Origin of the sequence: Pseudovibrio sp. FO-BEG1, from assembly GCF_000236645.1 — a bacterium.
In the GTDB taxonomy this organism is placed as follows: Bacteria; Pseudomonadota; Alphaproteobacteria; order Rhizobiales; family Stappiaceae; genus Pseudovibrio.
Genome location: NC_016642.1, coordinates 4,409,321 through 4,428,489 on the forward strand (window position 1 = coordinate 4,409,321; position 19,169 = coordinate 4,428,489).

16 protein-coding genes are annotated in these 19,169 nt (G+C 54.2%); 5 read left to right on the forward strand and 11 right to left on the reverse strand.

The genetic code is table 11. The features are described 5' to 3' along the window. The first annotated feature begins 296 nt into the window (after positions 1 to 296). The 3 genes from PSE_RS19870 (at position 297) to PSE_RS19880 (ending at position 3,128) form a co-directional block, all read left to right on the forward strand. Positions 297 to 1,220, forward strand: a complete 924-nt coding sequence (locus PSE_RS19870; RefSeq protein ID WP_014286450.1) for a carbohydrate kinase family protein — start codon at positions 297 to 299, stop codon at positions 1,218 to 1,220. A 32-nt stretch (positions 1,221 to 1,252) separates the two neighbouring features. After that, positions 1,253 to 2,167, forward strand: coding sequence for a pseudouridine-5'-phosphate glycosidase (locus PSE_RS19875; protein ID WP_014286451.1), 915 nt, complete (start codon positions 1,253 to 1,255; stop codon positions 2,165 to 2,167). 490 nt (positions 2,168 to 2,657) lie between these two features. After that, positions 2,658 to 3,128: a hypothetical protein gene (locus PSE_RS19880; RefSeq protein WP_041768701.1), complete on the forward strand. Its 471-nt coding sequence runs from the start codon at positions 2,658 to 2,660 to the stop codon at positions 3,126 to 3,128. A gap of 76 nt (positions 3,129 to 3,204) precedes the next feature. On the opposite strand, the gene cckA is transcribed toward PSE_RS19880, so the two are convergent. From cckA to flgB, 7 genes are all read right to left on the reverse strand, one after another. Beyond that, the gene (gene cckA / locus PSE_RS19885; RefSeq protein WP_008547951.1) at positions 3,205 to 5,769 is read right to left on the reverse strand and encodes a cell cycle histidine kinase CckA; all 2,565 of its coding nucleotides are present in this window, start codon (positions 5,767 to 5,769) and stop codon (positions 3,205 to 3,207) included. Between the two features lie 92 nt (positions 5,770 to 5,861). Then, positions 5,862 to 6,938: a flagellar biosynthesis protein FlhB gene (gene flhB, locus PSE_RS19890; protein ID WP_041768702.1), complete on the reverse strand. Its 1,077-nt coding sequence runs from the start codon at positions 6,936 to 6,938 to the stop codon at positions 5,862 to 5,864. A 10-nt stretch (positions 6,939 to 6,948) separates the two neighbouring features. Next, positions 6,949 to 7,722 carry a flagellar biosynthetic protein FliR gene (gene fliR / locus PSE_RS19895; RefSeq protein ID WP_014286454.1) on the reverse strand — a complete coding sequence of 258 codons (774 nt, stop codon included), beginning with the start codon at positions 7,720 to 7,722 and terminating at the stop codon, positions 6,949 to 6,951. A gap of 43 nt (positions 7,723 to 7,765) precedes the next feature. Next, positions 7,766 to 8,032, reverse strand: coding sequence for a flagellar biosynthesis protein FliQ (gene fliQ / locus PSE_RS19900; protein ID WP_008547725.1), 267 nt, complete (start codon positions 8,030 to 8,032; stop codon positions 7,766 to 7,768). Between the two features lie 56 nt (positions 8,033 to 8,088). Beyond that, entirely contained in the window at positions 8,089 to 8,397 is a 309-nt protein-coding gene (locus PSE_RS19905; RefSeq protein ID WP_041769109.1) for a flagellar hook-basal body complex protein FliE, read from the reverse strand. A gap of 35 nt (positions 8,398 to 8,432) precedes the next feature. Beyond that, on the reverse strand, positions 8,433 to 8,858 hold the full coding sequence (gene flgC / locus PSE_RS19910; protein WP_037036190.1) for a flagellar basal body rod protein FlgC: 426 nt from the start codon (positions 8,856 to 8,858) through the stop codon (positions 8,433 to 8,435). Positions 8,859 to 8,900: 42 nt separating this feature from the next. Beyond that, entirely contained in the window at positions 8,901 to 9,305 is a 405-nt protein-coding gene (gene flgB / locus PSE_RS19915; protein ID WP_075701806.1) for a flagellar basal body rod protein FlgB, read from the reverse strand. 445 nt (positions 9,306 to 9,750) lie between these two features. Here flgB and PSE_RS19920 point away from each other — a divergent pair, with 445 nt between their 5' ends. Continuing rightward, positions 9,751 to 11,256, forward strand: a complete 1,506-nt coding sequence (locus PSE_RS19920) for a flagellar biosynthetic protein FliO (RefSeq protein ID WP_014286458.1) — start codon at positions 9,751 to 9,753, stop codon at positions 11,254 to 11,256. A gap of 13 nt (positions 11,257 to 11,269) precedes the next feature. After that, on the forward strand, positions 11,270 to 12,028 hold the full coding sequence (fliP, locus tag PSE_RS19925; protein ID WP_014286459.1) for a flagellar type III secretion system pore protein FliP: 759 nt from the start codon (positions 11,270 to 11,272) through the stop codon (positions 12,026 to 12,028). A 538-nt stretch (positions 12,029 to 12,566) separates the two neighbouring features. Here the strand turns inward: fliP and PSE_RS19930 are convergent. The 4 genes from PSE_RS19930 to fliM all read right to left on the reverse strand — a co-directional run bounded on the left by PSE_RS19930 (position 12,567) and on the right by fliM (position 19,168). After that, positions 12,567 to 16,559, reverse strand: a complete 3,993-nt coding sequence (locus PSE_RS19930) for a hypothetical protein (protein WP_208997994.1) — start codon at positions 16,557 to 16,559, stop codon at positions 12,567 to 12,569. Positions 16,560 to 16,665: 106 nt separating this feature from the next. Further along, a complete protein-coding gene (locus PSE_RS19935; protein ID WP_014286461.1) occupies positions 16,666 to 17,364 on the reverse strand; it encodes a MotE family protein in 699 nt (232 codons plus the stop codon). Continuing rightward, a complete protein-coding gene (locus tag PSE_RS19940; protein WP_008548127.1) occupies positions 17,361 to 17,936 on the reverse strand; it encodes a DUF6468 domain-containing protein in 576 nt (191 codons plus the stop codon). Before PSE_RS19940 ends, PSE_RS19935 begins: the two co-directional genes overlap by 4 nt. Positions 17,937 to 17,938: 2 nt before the next feature. After that, positions 17,939 to 19,168 (reverse strand): flagellar motor switch protein FliM, encoded by a 1,230-nt coding sequence (fliM, locus tag PSE_RS19945; RefSeq protein ID WP_008547509.1) that lies wholly within the window; start codon positions 19,166 to 19,168, stop codon positions 17,939 to 17,941. Position 19,169: the final 1 nt, after the last annotated feature.

Here is a 19,169-nt window from a genome sequence, read left to right on the forward strand (position 1 = left end):
CATCCCTTATTTCACGATGGACGTGCAGTTTCAAAGTCAGTTATTTGTACTTACTTTGTTCCGACTTCGCAATACCTGATAACTAACTAATAAAAATGGATTAATTTCAATACGTTCTCCTATTGTTCAACATGTAGATAACTTTTCCCGACACCTGTTTAGAGGCATGCATCTGGAATCAAACCGCAAAAATGCACTTTTGATACATCACCCACAGTCTGTATTTGCTCGTAGCTTGCTTTGACCAACCAACTTGCATATCAACGGTCTTTCGATGTCGGGAGGAAGAATTGGTTATGTCGTCTAAGCAGGTCGGAGTAATCGGAGCAATCCATCTGGACAGGATTGCCCATGCAGATCGACCGTTCAAACCGGACACCTCAACACCAGGGAAAATTATGTCCCGCGCAGGAGGTGTTGGAGCCAACATTGCACGCGCCATGGCGCGGTTGGGCATGCAGCCGACAATGCATGGATGTCTGGGTGACGACGCCGACGGAGCGTTCCTCGCAAAAAGCCTGTCAGAATGCGGAATTAATACATCCAGCATCAAGACAGTACCTGACGGAAGAACCGGATCTTATCTGGCCCTTCACAACCCGGATGGCACACTGTTCTCAGCCATTTCGGACAGCGAGATCACCTCCAGAGTGAGTTTTTCAGAAGCAAATCCAATTCCGCAAGCACTGCTGAACTGCGATATCTGGCTTTGTGAAACCAATCTGGAAGAAGAAACGCTTCTCACGCTCGCCAATTCCAAAGGGGATCGCCTTCTGGCCGCTGATACGGTCTCAATAGCAAAGGCACCAAAACTCCGTTCCCTTCTCTCCCAAATTGACATTCTTTTCACCAACACAGATGAAGCCACGGCCCTGCTGGATTGCGAGCCGGGGGAATTTTCCGCAGAAGAGCTGGCCCAACAGCTGGCTGCGAAAGGTATTCCCACCGTTCTGGTCAGCAACGCCAACAAGCCACTGGCTCTTCACTGTGTAGGCAGCACAAGTTCGCACACTCCATTTTCTGTTGTTCCCGTGGATGTCACCGGCGCCGGTGATGCCTTCATTGCAGGCTTTCTTTATGCAAGCTGCCTCAATGAAGACCCATATTCAGCAGTAAAGAGCGGGCTTGCTTCTGCATCCATTACAGTGGAAGCGACCGGCGCCGCGCCGGAAACGCTTTCACCCCAATCGCTTAAAGCTCGTTTATTAGAACATGCCTAAGCACCAACAACATACGAAAGACTGGGAAAACCATGGGAAGTTCAATTAAAATCCATCATTCAAAAGAAGTTGCAGAAGCTCTCAGCAGCGGCGTTCCAATCGTTGCGCTGGAGTCCACAATCATTACCCATGGCATGCCGTACCCGCAAAACGTTGAAACAGCACGCGAAGTTGAACAGATCATCCGCGACGGCGGTGCCGTTCCTGCAACCATTGCAGTGCTCAACGGTGAACTCCACGTCGGCCTCGAAGACGAAACTCTGGACGAGCTGGCCAACGCCAAAGACGTGATGAAATGCTCCCGAGCGGACCTGTCCTTCGCAATGGCTCTGGGCAAGAACGGCTCTACCACAGTGGCAGCAACCATGATGGCAGCACACGCTGCTGGCATCCGCGTCTTCGCAACTGGTGGCATCGGCGGTGTGCACAAGGGCGCTGAAACCACTTTCGACATCTCCGCAGATCTGGACGAACTGTCCCGCACCGCTGTCTGTGTTGTCTCCGCTGGTGCAAAAGCGCTGCTCGACATCCCGAAAACTCTGGAAGTTCTGGAAACCCGCGGCGTGCCGGTCATCGGCTTTGGCTGTGAAAACGTACCAGCATTCTGGTCCCGCGATTCCAAGATCAAAGCGCCTTACCGTCTGGATGATGCAAACGACATCTCCAAGCTGATCAAGTTCCGCGAAACGTTTGGCGATCACGGCGGCATGCTGGTAACCAACCCGGTTCCAGCAGAAGATGAAATCCCATCTGACGAAATGCAGGTGTTCATCGATGCATCCATCAAGGCTGCTGAAGAACAGAATATCACCGGCAAGGACGTAACACCATTCGTTCTGCAGGACATCTTCGAGCGCACAGCAGGCCGCAGTCTGGCAACCAACATTGCGCTGGTTAAGAACAACGCAAAACTTGCAACAAAGATCGCGTGCGGTCTGACCGATTAAGTTTTTGCAGGCATTTGCCTCATAAGAATCCGGGTTGGTGTCTCCAGCCCGGATTTTTTTGTGGTCTAAAGCGTATCGCTGAAAAGTGGGCACCGGATTTCAGATGAAGATACGCAAGATCAAAGGCTAATGCAGTTCATGTGTCTCAACTAAAATGCGAACTGCTTTAGCCCCTTGTGCAGAGCTTTCCCCACGCTTCCAATCAACTCAATACATGCAGAGGTTTTCACGTCTCTTTGATCGAAAGATTCCGTTGTTTTTCCGCCCCGATTATTTTAGGTGTTCTAAAGCTATAGAACTTTACATCGCTGTGTTTTTATTGGCGCATCTGCATCTTGTGGTCATATAGTACTCATCAAAACGCCATCTGGCGCGCATATGTGAAAGAGGCCAATCCAATTTATTGGGTGGTTCCATTGAAATCACGCCCAACAGAGTTTCGCGGTTGGCGGCAGTTGCATCGGCTTTTGTCACCCGCAGGATTTACGCTATGAAGAAACTTATTTTTATCGGATTAACTGCAGCTCTTGCAGCTTGCCAAAGCGGCCCATCCACTCGCAGCGGGCAACCATCCATCCGCGCGGACGCCGATTCTCAAACCATTCAGATCAAAGCTTCGCCTGAAGTTGTGCGCACCACTCTGGTCAACAGCGCAAGCGCCAAGGGCACCATCGTTCAGCAAAACGAACCAAACATGGTGGTGATGGAAAGCTATGTACGCGGTGACAACGCTGTGCTCGACAATGAGTTTGGCCCATCAGATTCCGGTGAGCGCGCCTACCGCATCCGCGTTCGCTTCTCTGGCACACAGTGCAGCACCAACGTTGTGCAGGACCTCGCGCTGGTCAACAACATCTACACCTCGCAGGAACAGTCCTTCCAACTGCCAGGCAACCCAGGCTCCATGCAGAGCCTGCAGCGCTTGAAGTCCAACGCGGAAAACTCTTCCGGCTGTGTTTAACAAGCAACGCATACAGACATAAAAAAGCCGGAGAGCAGAATAGGCTCCGGCTTTTTTGTTTCAAAGTCAGAAAAAACTAAGCCCGTTCCTGCGTCTTGGCTTCCAGCGTTTCTTTCACCGTGGTCGCCAGCTGTTTCAGCGTGAATGGCTTCGGCAGGAAGGTAAAGCTCTCCTCTGCTGGCAGGTTCTTCTCAAATGCATCCTCTGCATAACCGGAAACGAAGATAATCTTCAGATCAGGACGCGTCTTGCGCAGCTCAATCAGCAGGCTCGGTCCATCCATCTCCGGCATCACAACATCAGAAACCACAAGATCAACCGCCCCGCCTGTCTCTTCCATCACTTCCAGCGCCTCAGTGCCAGAACCTGCCTCAAACACCTCATAGCCCCGACCACTCAGGGCGCGTGCCGCAAAGGCCCGCACAGCCTCTTCATCTTCAACAAGAAGAATGGTCGCAGAACCTGTCAGGTCCGCTTCGGTCGCTTCCTGCTCAGGCTTAACCTCAACCACCTCTTCCTTCTCGGTGGTGATATGGCGCGGGAAGAAGATGCGGAACGTAGTGCCGACACCTACTTCACTGGTACAGAACACATAACCGCCGGTCTGCTTCACAATGCCATAAACAGTGGAGAGCCCAAGGCCTGTTCCTTTGCCGACATCCTTAGTTGAGAAGAACGGCTCGAAGATCTTGTCCATCACATCCTGTGACATGCCATGACCATTATCGGCCACCTCAATCAGCACGTACTCACCCGGAGGCATACCGCGTGTATTCTCGTAGGTCTTGGACGCATCCTCATCCACATTCAGCGTCCGGATGGAAACTTCACCGCCCCCTTCCATCGCATCACGGGCGTTCACCGCAAGGTTTACGATCACCTGTTCCAGCTGGTTCACGTCAGCCATCACCGGCCACAGCTCGCGGCCATGCACCAGCTTCAGCTCAATCTTTTCACCCAGCAAGCGATCCAGCAGGATGGAAACATCCGCCAGCACATCCGCCAGCGCCAGCTCCTGCGGACGCAGTGTCTGACGGCGGGAGAACGCAAGCAACTGGCGCACAAGTCCCGCAGCCCTGTTCGCATTCTGCTTGATGTTCATGATGTCCTGGAAGGCCGGGTCCGTCGGACGATGGCTTGCCAGCAGCAAGTCAGAGAAGCCAATAATCGCGGTCAGAACGTTATTGAAGTCATGCGCAACACCACCAGCCAACTGGCCAATCGCCTGCATCTTCTGGCTCTGCGCAAACTGTGCTTCCAACGCGCGCTGCTGTGTGGTCTCAAGAACGTAAATCACAGCCGCATCTTCACCAGCCTGCCCGTCCTGAACAGCAGACACGTAGAAGGTCGCGGAACGTGGATCACCATTACCCTCAAGCGAAACATCCAGCGGAGCAATCTCACTCTTGCCCAGCGCAGCTTCTTCCAGCGCGCCCTGCAAGGCAGCACGATCATTCTCAGCCACAAACTCGGTCAGCTTCACGTCTTTGCCAAGGCCCTCGCCCTGCTCAAACAGACGCATGAAAGGACCATTGGTGCGCTCAACGCGGCCATTCTTGTCGATAGAGGCAATCGCAACCGGTGTGTTGTTGAAGAAGCGGGAGAAGCGCACTTCAGCTGCCCGCAGCGCTTCTTCATCATCATTGCCAGCAGATCGGTTGATCACCAGCGTCCTGCTGTCTCCAGCAAGGCCATCAGCACCAAACGGAACACGGTGCACAAGGCGAACCGGCAGGCCTGTGCCGCTGCGGGTCACCAGATCAATATCAAAGCTCTCAGTCTTAACCTCACCCTCAGAACCTTGCAGAGCTTCAACCAGAGCCGCCCCTTCTCCGCGCACGATGTCTTTCAAAGACAGTTCGCCGGAGATGAACTGGGTCAGATCATAACCAAGCCAGTCCGCAAGGGTCGCATTCAGGTACACCAGCTTACCGGTGCTGTCAGAGGAGAAGAAGCCACACGGCGCATGATCAAGGAAGTTGATCACGCGTTGCAGTTCCTGGAAGGAGTTTTCCTGCTCGGTGCGATCACGGGTAATGTCGGAAACCTGCCAGATGGTAATGCCGCTATCCACGCCAACAGCTGCATCCTGTTCCAGCGGGCGAACGGTAATGCGATACCAGCGCGCACCACTGGCAACCTCACCAACAGCATTCGGCAGGCGCACTTCCTCTGTCGCGTATCGCCCGGTTCGCACGGCTTGCGAAAGCCGGAATATGGCATCTGCAGCATCAGGATCCGAGGAGAACACTCGCTCCACCGTGCGCACATCAGCTGGCCCGCGCGCGCCCGTCAGCTCAGCATAGGATTGGTTGGCGTAGATGATGCGGCCATTATGATCCGCCAGCAACACGCCGTCATCCAGCGAATTCATGAAGGATTCGGCCAGTGGGTTGCGGTGGGATTTGGAGATGAACCGTAACAGGCCTATGGCCATGGCAAACAGCGAGAACACCCCAACCACGGCCAGAACACCCAGCAGCCCCAGAATGTAGGGCTCGGCCTGTTCTTTGCGCATCAACGCGAAAGCGGCTGTTGCTGCGACAAGGCCGAGTGCAAGCAGCATCAAGGCCCCAAGGCTGCCCCCCTTGTCTGTCCTGTCAATCACCGGCTCAGGTCGCCGCGCTTCGGTCTTTGTCATCTTACCCTCTCTACGGCTACCCGCAGACACCTTGACTTTTTCGCCATGAGAATAATCCGCTCAAAAGCCGACACTCCAGCACTCCCGCGCTGTTAAGACCGCCAGCTCCTCTTTTTACGCAGCTGCATGACATAACCAATCACCTTCGCAACCGCGGCGTAGTGCTCCTCAGGCACATAATCGTTCAACTCAATCGATGCGTACAACGCACGTGCCAGTGGAGGGTTCTCCACGATCGGCACATCAGCTTCTTTCGCAACCTCTCGAATGCGGAGCGCCAGGTCATCCACCCCAAGCGCAACACACTGCGGCGCTCCCATGCCCTCTTCATAGCTCAGAGCAACCGCGTAGTGGGTCGGGTTTGTAATAACAACCGTCGCATCCGGCACACTTGCCATCATTCTGTTGCGTGAACGCTGAAGGCGCAACTCTCGAATTTTGGCTTTAATCTTGGGATCACCCTCAGATTGCTTGTATTCCTCTTTCACTTCCTGCTGGGTCATCTTTTGCTTTTCGAACCATTTTTTGCGCTGCCAGACCAAATCGGCCCCGGCAACAACAGTCATAAGCGCAAGAATTGCCCCAATCACCATAATGGCGAGCTCACGAACCTCCTCCAGCACAAGGCCCGTTTCTCGGAACACCACCGTGTCCAACCGGTCTCTTTCCGGCCACAACACCAGAAAAACCACCGCCGCCACCGCAATGATCTTCACCAGCCCCTTCAGGAAGTTGGCGAGGCTGTCTTTTGAGAACAGTCTCTTCATCCCCGAAAGCGGCGAGATCTTGTTCAGCTTCGGCTTCAGTCGCTCCGCAGTCCAGAGCGGTTTATGCTGAACCACGTTTCCAACCACGGCGAGCGCCATCAGCGTCAGCAACGGCAGTGCCACCACACCAAGTATTTCGGGCCCAGTTATTTCTAAAAGGAAAACAAGCGCACCCGGATCAACAGCAATTGTGTCCGCATGGGCAAAAAATCCCTTTAAAATCGTAGAAACGCTCGAAACCATTGTGGGCGCGAGGAAAGAAATCACCAAAGCGGTCCCCACCAACGAGAACCACGAGCTCACTTCCTGCGATTTTGGTATGTCCCCTTTCTCGAATGCATCATCGAGTCGCTTTTGCGTGGGGTCCTCGGTTTTCTCCGAATCGTCGGTATCTTCAGCCATCAGCTCCTCGCTAATTCAATAGGAACGGCTGAAGTGCTTCACGGAACTCTGACAGATAGTAACCCATCAAAGTAGAAAGCAGCAGCAGGAAGATGCCAAAGCCGATCATGATGTTGACCGGCATGGCGATGAAGAAGATCTGCATCTGTGGCATCAGCTTATTCAGCAAGCCCAGACTGAAGTAAAACACAATCCCGACCACGATAAACGGCGCACCCAGACGCACAGCCACGGAGAACATGTGCGTCACCGTCTCAACCGCCAGCGCAGAAAGGTCACCAACCGGCAGCGGATTGCCGGGCGGAAACAGCACAAAGCTGTCCTGCATGGCCGCAATCATCACGTAATGCAGGTTCGTGACGAACACCATGCAGATGCCAAGCACGTTGAGGAAGTTGCCCATCAACGCCCCTTGCTGGCCGGAGTTCGTCGCATCCCCACCCATCGCAAACGCAAGGCCGGACTGGTTCGCCATGATCGTTCCAGCCACTGAGAGCGCGTAGGAAATCAGCTTCATGGACAAACCAATGAAGAACCCAACCATCAACTCCCCGCCCAGCAACGCCAGAAGCTTGGGCAAGCTGCTCATCACATCATCAGGATAGAGATTGGAGTTGATTGGCAGGAACACATAGGTCAGCAGCAGAGCGATGGTCAGACGAACGCGAACGGGAATGAAGGTTTCACCAAACGCCGGCACGAGCATGATCATCGTACCAATACGCGCAAACATCAGCAGAAAGCTAACGACGATCACCGGTAAAAAATCCAGATTGATCGTCACAGAAATGCCCCCAGAATGCGCGTCGCCTTGCGCTGTATCTCGCTCAATATCCGGAGATAATCAACCCGGCAATGCGGTTTGTAAAAGAATTCATCAACTCCCCCATGAAGGGAAGTGTCACAAGCAACGCAATAAAGATGCTCAGGATCTTCGGGACAAACACCAGCGTTTGTTCCTGAATTTGTGTCAGTGCCTGAAACAGCGCCACAATCACACCAACCAGAAGCCCGATAAGCATAACGGGAGCCGACACCAGAATAAGTGTCCATATGCCTTCGCTGGCAATATCCAGCACTTCTGCTCCGGTCATTGTGTTCTAACCACCATTTCCCTTAGTTCACTGACACCTCACATAAAGCGAACCAATCAGATTGGCATCCGCATAATTTCTTCATACGCAGAAATAACCCGGTCACGAACAGAAACCACAGTTTCCAGAGCCAGCTCGGTCTCTGCAACAGCGGTCACAACATCAACCACATTGGCCTTGCCCTGCAGCAGATCGAGAGACTGCACATCAGCAATCTGACCGCTCTCATTGATCTCGCTGATCGCAGACTGCACCATATTGCCAAAGGCGCCGCTCTTATCACCAGACTCACTGGCAGCTTCAAGCGGATTGCTCAGCTTTGCTGTGTTTGCATATGCACTTGCAGCAATAGAAGCATTAGACATGATTGTATCTCCTTCCGGTGTCAGCCAACCGGTCATCAACCTCTAAGAATGTCGAGTGTTTTCTGCATCATGGAGCGGGAAGACTTCACCACGTTCAGGTTTGCTTCATAAGAACGTGTGGCTTCCTGCATGTCCGCCATCTCAACCAGCGTGTTCACATTCGGCATTTTCACATAGCCTTTGTCGTTCGCTGCCGGATGATCTGGCTCATAACGCAGCTTGAACTCGCTCTTGTCCTCACGAACCCGGCCAAGCTTCACCAGCTCTGCCTCAACCTTGGCGTCAAAGCTACTGGAAAATGTAGGAACCTTACGGCGATACGGATCCTCACCTGGTGTCTGACCAGTGGAATCAGCGTTCGCAATGTTTTCTGCGATCACACGCATACGGCCCGTCTGAGCTTTCAGACCGGACGCCGCAATAAACATCGACTTAATAAAATCCATGGGTCCCTCCCACATTTGCTCTGATGCCGCTCACACCACAGCAACTGCTCTCAATCATCACTTCAGCGCGCTCTTCAACATGCCAAGGCTGCGCGAATAAAGGCTCGTCGCAGTCTGGTAGTCGATCTGGTTCTGAGCGATCTTCATCATCTGCTCTTCAAGAACCACGCTGTTGCCATCCGGTGTTCTCTCAAAGCTGGACGCCTTGGAAACTTTCGTTCCAACGCCCGCGCTGATGCCTCCACTGGTAATATGCCCGGCACTGGTCACCACAGGGCGCAGCGCCCCGGTTCCCTGCTCGGCATCCACCATGTCGGAGAAGCTCAGTTCCTTAAGGTCTTTACTGCGGTATCCCGGCGTGTCCGCATTTGCGACGTTTTCCGCAAGCACACCCTGACGTTGTTGGTGCCATTGCATTTTCTGGCGCAACGCCTGAAACATCGGGAGATCAGTTAAGGCCATCTGACAGCACAACCTATGAGAACAGATTTGTTAAATTAAACTAGGAAGAAAGTGCCTAGGCAATGGTTAACAAAAGGTTAATATTAAGGTTCCATTAAGAATTACACACCGAAGAATCCTTAAAAAGCAGGGGAATAGCCAAAATCACGCTCCGGCGAGTCACCGGACAGAATCAACACCTTCAGAACCTATTAAGAATTGCGGCAGCGGGAGTGGAAAATTTTGCCCAGCTAGCAAAATTCACCTAGCCAAGAGGCCCATTTCGCGATTTTCGCGCAAAAACTCGGGTAACGCCACAAACTTCACCCTTCTAAACTGTTCATTCTACATAAACTATAGGTTACAAATGCGCGCATGAGTTAATGCGGGGATTCGTACCCCAGTTCCGGGCTGTTTGCTCATGCAGATGGTCCGCTGAATGTTGAATACGAGTTGAGGAACATTCATGCCTGACTGGCTGGCCCAAACCACCGGTATGTCTCAGGGAAGCGCGCAGCTTCTTGCTGTCGTACTGGCCATGCTGATTATCGCGGTTCTCATCGCGGTTTGCATTCCGCTTTTGAAACGCTTTGCCCGAACCAGCTACAAAGGTTCGCGAAGCCGCCAGCCTCGTCTGGCTATCATGGATGCAACTGACATTGATGCGCGGCGCAGACTTCTCCTCGTGCGCAGAGATAATGTCGAGCACCTCATCATGATTGGTGGCGCAAATGATGTTGTGGTCGAACAAGGCATCATCCGCGGCATGCCTGTTTCCGCACCACCACGCGGACAGATGTTTGCTGGCAATGGCCAAACCGGTGCGGCACCAGCATCTGTTGAGCAAGCCCAGACACCTGAAGAGCCCGCTGCTCGCTTGAACTGGGGGGAAGAGGCAGCTCCAGCGCCAACCCCGGCTCCAGCTCCGGCAGAACCAAAGCCAACACCAGTTACGCGCCCGGATCCAAAACAGACACCTGAAACCAAGGCACCTGTTCAGCCAGCAGTGGCAGCGCCAGCACCAACTGTTGCAGCACCGCAGCGCGAGAAAGTCATCGCAGCACCACAGGCTGCGCCAATACGCGCTGCCAGGCCGATGGCTGCAGCTCCTGCTCCAGCGGCTACAGCAAACAAGCCAACAGCGCTTCAAACGCCAACCATTGGCGGCGCACGCGGTGTTCAGAAGGTAGCAGCCCGTCCGATCTCCGCACGTCCAGCACCTGCTCGTAGTGTTGGCTTCAACCAGCCAAAGCCAGCGCCAAATGCAGCTGAGCCTCAAGCGCCTGCTGTAGAAAAGCCAGCACCGAAGGCCGCTGAACCAAAGGCACCCGTTGCTGAAAAGCCTGCTGCAAAAGCTGAAGAGCCAAAGGTTGAGACAGCTCCATCCAACAAGCCAATTCCAAAAGCTGCAATGCGGCCACCAATGAATGGCCCAGCAGCAAAGGCAGCCAGCGCCTTCATGCGTCCACGTGTCAACGAGGCTCCAGCCAAAGCACAGGACGCAAAAAAGGAAGAGCCAAAGCCGGAAGCAACGCCAGCAGATAAACCTGCTGCAACACCGGAAAAGCAGGCAACTGCTGAAAAACCAGCTCCAACGCCAGAAAAGGCAGCTGAGGCAAAACCTGCCGAACAACCAAAAGAGCCTGTAGCAAAAGAACCTGCAACCAAGGCAGAAGCAGAAACCGCACCAGCAACAGAGCAAAAACCAGCGAAAGCTGAGGACCAGAAGCCGGCACCTGCAAAAACAGAAGAAAAGCCAGCCGAGAAGTCTGAAGCGAAGAAGCCTGCAAAAGCTGCAAAGGCCAAAGAGCCTGCTAAGCAGCCAAAACAGGAAGAGAAGCCAAAAGCTTCAAAGCCCGCTGCAAAGAAAACAGACAGAACACCACCTAAAGACGACCCGCAAGAAGCCATGGATGGCATCGCAAAGGAAATGGCAGACCTGCTAGATGACATTGAGGCCAACACTAAATAATTTTGCGGGATTGATGAAAGCAAAGTTGGGCGGAAGCAAAGGGCAAATTGGCCTTTTGGTTTTCGCTCTCTTGCTTTTCTGGTTTGGTCCTGCCGCCGCACAAAGCATCTCAATTGACTTCGGCGGTGGAGAGGGCGATTCCGTAACAGAGCGCGCCGTTCAGCTGGTCATGCTGTTAACGGTGCTTTCTCTTGCACCAAGCATCCTGATCATGGTGACGAGCTTCACACGTATTGTTGTGGTGCTCTCCCTGCTCCGCTCAGCCATCGGCTTGCAGACTGCTCCACCAAACGCAGTCATGCTTTCCCTTGCATTGTTCCTGACAGCATTCGTCATGATGCCTGCCTTTGAAACCGCATGGGATCTGGGCGCAAAGCCAATGATTGAAGGAACCATTGAGCCGCAGGAAGCATTTGAGCGTGCCTCCGAACCGTTCCATCAGTTCATGCGCCAGCAAGTCCGTGAATCTGATCTGCTGCTCTTTCAGGAACTCGCCAAGGCCCCTACCCCAGAAACACCAGAGGATCTCAGCCTCCGCGTTCTGGTACCGGCCTTCATGATCAGTGAATTGCGCCGCGCCTTCGAGATCGGCTTCCTGCTATATCTCCCGTTCCTGATCATCGACCTCGTGATCGCATCCGTTCTTATGTCCATGGGTATGATGATGCTGCCACCCATCGTGATCTCCCTGCCCTTCAAGCTCATCTTCTTTGTGCTTGTCGACGGCTGGCAACTGATCGCAGGCAGTCTGGTCCGAAGTTTCGGCGGTTAGCGCCGCTCTAACCACAGAAAGTACGTCAGAGCTTCAGGTGCATTTCACCAAGCTCTGGCGACACCCTCACAAAACTTATCCTCCTCCCCCAAATCCGACCTATCCTGACTCTCGTGCCCACGCATTCGGGCAGGAGTGGACCGTCCATTCCTTGGCGTGGGCGGGGTTGGGCTACCGGCATGAGGTAACGCATCGTGTCGGGAGGTCCGGTGAAGCGCCATACCCTATTGAGACCACAGTGGTAGTAGGGAGCTTGGGGTCGTTCCGGAGGGCGTCCGGTGGTGACAGGAAACTGTCAAAGGCATGGAAGTGCATCTGTGATGCGCAGATGTGCCAGTCGCGTCTGTCCGAGAGGGAGCCCGCGTGTTCATGAGAAAAGGCCCGGGCGAGGCGAACAGCCAATGCCGAAGAAACATACCTAACAAGTAGCGCAGGCAGAGCCTGTTCGCCTTGCTCCACCCGTTGAAACGGGGCCCTCAAACACAAACACCGCCGGGATAGCCCAGCGGTGCTAAAGTAGTTTCACGAAAAGATCGGCTTAAGCCGCCCCCTCACTCTTATCAGTGGGATAGAGCCAAGCCTCTTCTGTCGGAACAATTGGCGTCGCAGACAGGTACTGTCGTCTGTACTCTTCAAGGAAGGACACCAGACTATCCCCGCCCCCGATTGACTTGGCCACATTGAGGAACTCAACGCCGCGATCTTCAATCGGCCGCGTCACAACCTCAAACGTCTCAGCCTGAGGAGACTGGCTCATCTTCTGAGAGTACTTCTGGCGCAAACGCTCAAGACCCAGACTGTCCTCAGCCAGTGTGTAGGCAATCGCCGCGCGGATCACATCAACACGCTCATGATCGGCCAGCGGCACTTCATCAGACCAGCGGCTGCCATTCATCTGCTCCAGCTGCTCGCCCGCCTTCTGCCAGGACCGTGCAGACCACAACGTGTCAGCCCGCAAACGATCTACGTCAGATCCAGACATATTGCGGACCAGTTCCAGCGCAAGGTCAGGTCGGCCACTCTCACTCAGAGCACGCGCCTCAACAATGTTCCGTTGACGCTGCAACGCGGCTGGCAACTGCCCCTGACGGGTCTGGGAAAGCACACGAAGCGCTTCCTCCGGCTTCCGATTGAGCAAATAAACAACAGCAAGATCAGCCGCGATCTGCGCACGCGCAGCCCCCTTCAGGCGCTTATCGATCTGATGCCGCAACACGGAGGCCGCCTGATCCAGCAGATCCATGTCGATCAACCGGCTGGCCAGCATCCGAGCCATTTCGTCACCCTGACGACCAGCAGGCACCAGCTCACGGAAGTCATAGAACAACGCGAGCGCTTTCACAGGCTCCAAAGCCTGCGCCTTGCCTTCAAGGAACAGCGTCGCGAAAACAGAACCCATTTCCTGCTGAATATTGGAGGTGATCTCAGCCCCCGCATCCGACTGCACCGCCTGAGACATCGCCTCAAACGCCCGGCGATAATTGCCTTCCTGCGCATGCAGCTGCGCCATCAACCGCAAGGTCTTCAGCTCAGTCTCATCACCACGCCAGGAAGCGGCCAGACCTTCCAGTTCGGAGAGCGCCTCATCGGCATCCATCAGACCATCACGATAGCGCAGCTTCACACTCAGAAACTTCGCTTCAGCCGCCTCAGGCCCGTCACTGGAGCGCACCACCAGATCATATACGTCCAGCGCTTCCTGAGAACGACCAGAAGCATCCGCAATCCGGCCACGCAGCAAGTCATACTGGATCGCTTGCTCTTCGTTCACATCAGATGGCTCAATCTGAGAAAGTGCCCCAAGCGCCTTGCCATAGTTGCCAAGCGCCAGATGCGTCTTCGCAGCAGCAAGGTTGAAGTACACCTGCAGCATCACCGGGTAGTTCGCCATAACAGCAAGCCCACGCCCCAGATTGGCATGCGCCCCCTGCCAGTCCCCCAGCGAAGAATGCGCAAAGGTTCGCCAGACCGCAGCATCAGGACTGCTCGCCAACTCCGGTGCGGCCAGATACTCCAGCGCTGTTCCCGGGCGCGCTGCCAACATCTGCGCGGCACCCATCATCACGTTAAACGTGGCATCTTTTTCGATAAGCGGATCGTCTTCTTCCATGATCCGCAAAGTGCCGATGGCTTCCTGAGCAAACCCGCTGGAGAGAAAAAAACGCGCCATATCCAGCCGCGGGCCGCTCAGCTCTTCAGGATCAGCCCGCGCAATTGCTTCTTCGTGAGCACGAAGGTTGCGCATGTAATCCTCTGGCTTCTGCTGGTGCAGCTGAGAAAACTCAATCAGCCCCGGCTGTGTCGGATCCTTCACATGAGCGCCAATGGTCGTCCCTTTGGAAAGACCACGGTTCGAGATCTTCAACCCATCTGGCCGGGAGATCACCAGATCCTCACCGGAAAGCTCAACATCAATGCCATCCGCACTCGGGACAACAGCAAGCCCCTGTGAGCTCCGCAGGATCTGAACCTGAGGGAACCGATGCGATTTCAAAATACCGCGAACAGGCGCAGCCCCACTGACCACATAAATGCGATCACCAACGCTCTTGTCCGTCAACACATGAAGACGACCACTCTCACCAAATGGCAAACGCAGAACATTGGAGCCATCCCCCTGTACGTTCCGCTCCACATCAACCGGTTCAGTCTTTGTCGAGATGGAAGGCCCCAGAGTAATCGCCCAGGCTTCGTCCTGATACTCGATGGAAATCAGCGTGGTCCGCTTCAGATCAAACCGCAACACCTGTGCCGCATCAACTTCTTCAAGCTCAACGTTACGAGCCAGATCACTCAAAACAGCAGGAATACCGCGCCCATCAAGATGCTCAGTGCTATCAAAAACAGCCCAGACCTTGTCATTCCGGCGGAAAACAGCAGCCCCTACTTCCCCTTCAAATGGGAAGACGAGACGCACAGTATCCCCGATGCGATATGTTTCAACACCAACAACCTGACCAGCAGCATCATTCTCTTCCTGAACGATGCTCTCCGCAGAAGCCCGGCGTGCAATCGGCAAGTCCTCGGCGACATCTGTCACCACAGGCGCCGTCGCAATCACAGGTTCACTCTGCTTTGCAACTTCATCATCAAGTGACAGTGGAATAGACGTCTGCCCACCAGCATTGACAACTTCAGCAATCAGGTCCGTTTCCGGAATAACCTCAGCAGCAGGAGCCTCAGCAGTTTCCTGTATAGCAGGTGCTGGGGCAGCTTCCGGCACAGGCGCTTCAGCCACAACTTCTGGCTCAGCAGTCTCTGGTGCGTTCTCAGCAGCAGCACGAAGGTCTTCTTCCGATGGCTTCGACTGCGGAATATCCGCAGGAGTCAGTCGGTCGACAGGCTCTCCAATCCGCTCAAGCTCAGGCTTGGCGACAGGCAATGGCATCTGCGCAAACTCAAGCCCCTCTGCCTCTTCACGAGGCTGAGGCTGTTGCACCTGCTGCGGTGCAGGCATCAAACTTCCAGGCGCATTAGCAGGCTGTTGAGCAGCCACTGGCGCTGGAGCGGGCGCATTCTTATCGCCCAACGTGTTGATCACATTGGCTGCTCCCTGAGGAACATCACCATTGCCAAACAACTCGTCACGAACTTCAGCAACACGCGGATCCAACTGCCCGATATCTTCAGGCGTCACATCCACAATCAGCTGCTTACCTTCTTGAAACGAGCGCACATCCACACGCGGATCAACAATCATGTTGAAGATGAGATCATTGTCACGGGTCTTGGAAGCCACATCCAGAACCGTTCGCGGCAAACTGGCCTTGAACTGCGAGAGGTCCAGATCAGCGGCCTGATCAAACTTGACGCGAATGTTATTTCCATTGCGCTCAAACGAGCTGCCAACGCTCACGTTCCAATCAAAGATCAAACGCGTAAACGTCGGATGCTCGCCGATCCGCAGCTTGACCTTGATTTCCTGATCTTCAAGCGCGTTCGCTTCTTCTAGCACCCGAACACGCTCAAGCGCTTCTGCAGCCCGACGCGCCAGCTCATCCACCACATCCTGTGGCAACGAAGGCGGACGCCCTTCATAGCTGGAAGGCAGAAGATCAATAAACAGCTTCTCACCCGCTTCCATGCTGTTGATGTTCAGCGGCTGGCGCAAAGCAAAACGCAGCGCAGCACCATCAGGATCGGTACGGGCAATGGAGATGTAATCCATCAGCGCTTCCGGCACATCATCTACATCCGCCTCAATACCTTCAGGGAAAGAGATGCGCAAAACACTGGTGGAAATGGAAGCTTCATAGGGAGGCAAGAGCGAGCGGTCCGGGAATGTAATCACCATCCGCGCAAAGGTGCCGGTGTCTTCAACCTCAACCACAGCCGGAGCAGGCTCGGCCCACGCACTCAAAACGCTGCTTCCCAGCGCGGTGGTGGCAAGCATCAGGGAGACAAGCCAAGCTTTGCCTTTGACCTTCACAATGCGTGCTCCATGCAAGGCACGACGCGGCAGATATGGTAAAGTGGCGCGCAGAAAGGAACGCTTCTGCCTATCCCCATTGTCGCCCCCAAAGTCGCGCATGCCCGATTCTTACTCCCTAAAATTAATTAGGTATCTGTAACAATTGGCTATTAACGCAAGCTTACAGACTCCAGCATCAGGAGCGAAAAACCGCCAATTGGTTCCGTTAATTCCCCTGAATCTTCGGGAGAATTGTGGAAGTGGTCTTCACATTGCGGCTTTCACCAGCCGCCAGAGCAATGGTGAGCTGCTCAGCCATCTCCGGATCCATCTCAGAAAGCACATCCGCCATTTTCCGCGGCTGCATCTGCTTCACCACTTTCAGCATGATGTCCAGATCCAGACGGTTGAAGATACGCGCAGCATTTTTGGCCTTCATGCTCTCATAGATCTTCACCAGATCCATGATCTCTTCCGCAGCCTGCTTTTCTTTGCGCTCAACTTCAGAATCGATCTTCGCTTCCAGCGCTTTCAGCTCCTGAAAACGCTTGTTCAAGCGCGCTTCAGCCGCGGCAAGAACCTGCGCACGCAACTCCAGATCTTTCTCACGCTGATTCAGCGCATCACGGCGATTACCAAGACTATTCAGAACAGCAAGTTCAGACACAGAGTTCGTCGGAACACCGCTGTTTTTTACGCCCTCAGCATTCTGAGCAACCTGAATTTTCCTGGCACCAGAAGGATTTGGCAGCACGCTTGGATCTGGCACTGCTTCCGTTTCAGTTACAGCAGGTGCGGACTGTTGAGCATCCGCAACACGGACAGCACCGATCGGATAAGTGTCACCGAGAAAGAACCCAAGCAGCTTCAAAACAAGAAGAGAGCTACCAGCAAAAACAACGATCGGAAGAAGTCTCAGTTTCATGCTACGCGGTCCTGCGCTTGCCTGCGAAAGCGCTCAAGACGCGCAGCAGATTCGTTTGCAGCCTCACGAATATCGCGGGTGACAGAGCGTGCTGGAGCCTTTGGAGCTGGCGCACTGCGCGGTTCAACCGGCTGCGCAAACTCCTGGTCCGCAATGATCCCAGCAGCAAGTCCCTCAGCTGCGGTCTCATATGTGCGCGAAGCAGGAGCAGCATGGGCAGCAGGCGCAGCCACACGCGTATCACGATCTGCCAGAGCCCGGTCTGCAACACCGCCGATACGGTCCAGAACATCCTCACCAGCACCCAGTTGGTCGGTCAGCTTACGAGAAACAGCCTCTGCCTCACCAAGACGCGCGCCAAGAGTGCGGTCTGCGTTGCCGGCAGTAGACTTGAGACCCAGGATCGCACGCTCTGCAATTTCCGTTGCTGTAATCAACTCAGAAATCGTGGCACGCAGAGACTCTTCATCAGACCGCAGGCGGCTGAGACGTCGGTTAAGCGTCCAGCAGTAGCCAATGGTGATCACCAGAAGAACAGCAACAATGCATTCAATGATAAGACCTAGGGACATGACTAGTTTGTCTCCAGTTCGCTTTGCAGGGACTTCTCAAAAGCGGCGAGCGTCATTTTCGGCTGCTTCAGCTTCTTTGAAATTTCGATAGAAATTCGGTCATCAACATGGCCCATGAGGCCCTCTGTCAACTGTACCCCACCGCATTTCACCTGAACGGGATCGCGAGGGCCGGTATCAAACAGCAATGTCTGACCGACTTCCAGATTAAGAACCCGCTGGAGCGGGATGGTATTTTCATAAAGGACGGCATCAACCTGCACTTCAGAGGAGTAAACCTCCGTTGCAAGGTGCTCTTCCCAAATAGGATCACGCCCGAACTTCTCACCCATGAACATCTGCAGAAGCAGGTCACGGATTGGCTCAAGGGTCGCATAAGGCAGAACAATCTCAACCTTGCCGCCACGATCTTCCATGTCGATACGCAGCTCAACCATGATAGCAGCGTTTGCCGGACGGGAGATAGCAGCAAAGCGTGGGTTCGTCTCAAGACGCTCAAGCGGGAAGCTTACCGGTGAGAGCGGCCCAAAAGCCTGCTCAGCATCCAGCAAGATGATCTCGATCATCCGGCGAACCAGATTGCTCTCAATTGTCGTGTAAGGACGCCCTTCAACACGTGTTGGTGAAGACCCACGACCACCGCCGAGCAATACGTCAATGATGGAGTAAATCAGAGAGCTTTCAACGGTAACAAGACCAAACCCGTCCCATTCCTTTGCCTTGAACACACCAAGGATCGCAGGAAGTGGAATGGAGTTCAGATAATCACCAAACCGCACGTTGGTCATGGAGTCCAAAGAGACTTCAACATTATCCGACGTGAAGTTGCGCAGAGAAGTCGTTGTCAGACGCACAAGACGGTCAAAGACAATCTCAAGCATCGGCAGGCGTTCATAAGACACCATCGCCGAGTTGATAAGCGCGCGAATACCGCCTTCGTCACCGGTCAGAGAACCATCCAGCGTAAAGCCCAGAAGGTTGTCGATCTCTTCCTGATTGAGGATACGGTCCGCACCGCGAGACGCACTTTCAAGGTCCGGCTCGCTGTCGTCGATCATTGCAGCCCATTGAGCTGCAGCCTCTTCGCCGCCTTCTACACCTTGTTCCTGAAGTGCAGCACCCCAGGCAGCAGCAAGATCTTCGTCGCTGTCGCCGCTGCCACCTTCAGAAAGGGCTGCGTCCCAGGCATCATCCATGTTTTCGTTTTCAGGGAGGCTATCGGTATCTGACATA

What these genes read in the sequence shown, in the direction of transcription:
- PSE_RS19870 (WP_014286450.1), top strand. Translation starts at nt 297, where the DNA reads ATGTCGTCTAAGCAGGTCGGAGTAATCGGAGCAATCCATCTGGACAGG.
- PSE_RS19875 (WP_014286451.1), top strand. Translation starts at nt 1,253, where the DNA reads ATGGGAAGTTCAATTAAAATCCATCATTCAAAAGAAGTTGCAGAAGCT.
- PSE_RS19880 (WP_041768701.1), top strand. Translation starts at nt 2,658, where the DNA reads ATGAAGAAACTTATTTTTATCGGATTAACTGCAGCTCTTGCAGCTTGC.
- cckA (WP_008547951.1), bottom strand. Translation starts at nt 5,769, where the DNA reads ATGACAAAGACCGAAGCGCGGCGACCTGAGCCGGTGATTGACAGGACA.
- flhB (WP_041768702.1), bottom strand. Translation starts at nt 6,938, where the DNA reads ATGGCTGAAGATACCGACGATTCGGAGAAAACCGAGGACCCCACGCAA.
- fliQ (WP_008547725.1), bottom strand. Translation starts at nt 8,032, where the DNA reads ATGACCGGAGCAGAAGTGCTGGATATTGCCAGCGAAGGCATATGGACA.
- PSE_RS19905 (WP_041769109.1), bottom strand. Translation starts at nt 8,397, where the DNA reads ATGTCTAATGCTTCTATTGCTGCAAGTGCATATGCAAACACAGCAAAG.
- flgC (WP_037036190.1), bottom strand. Translation starts at nt 8,858, where the DNA reads ATGTGGGAGGGACCCATGGATTTTATTAAGTCGATGTTTATTGCGGCG.
- flgB (WP_075701806.1), bottom strand. Translation starts at nt 9,305, where the DNA reads ATGGCCTTAACTGATCTCCCGATGTTTCAGGCGTTGCGCCAGAAAATG.
- PSE_RS19920 (WP_014286458.1), top strand. Translation starts at nt 9,751, where the DNA reads ATGCCTGACTGGCTGGCCCAAACCACCGGTATGTCTCAGGGAAGCGCG.
- fliP (WP_014286459.1), top strand. Translation starts at nt 11,270, where the DNA reads ATGAAAGCAAAGTTGGGCGGAAGCAAAGGGCAAATTGGCCTTTTGGTT.
- PSE_RS19930 (WP_208997994.1), bottom strand. Translation starts at nt 16,559, where the DNA reads ATGCGCGACTTTGGGGGCGACAATGGGGATAGGCAGAAGCGTTCCTTT.
- PSE_RS19935 (WP_014286461.1), bottom strand. Translation starts at nt 17,364, where the DNA reads ATGAAACTGAGACTTCTTCCGATCGTTGTTTTTGCTGGTAGCTCTCTT.
- PSE_RS19940 (WP_008548127.1), bottom strand. Translation starts at nt 17,936, where the DNA reads ATGTCCCTAGGTCTTATCATTGAATGCATTGTTGCTGTTCTTCTGGTG.
- fliM (WP_008547509.1), bottom strand. Translation starts at nt 19,168, where the DNA reads ATGTCAGATACCGATAGCCTCCCTGAAAACGAAAACATGGATGATGCC.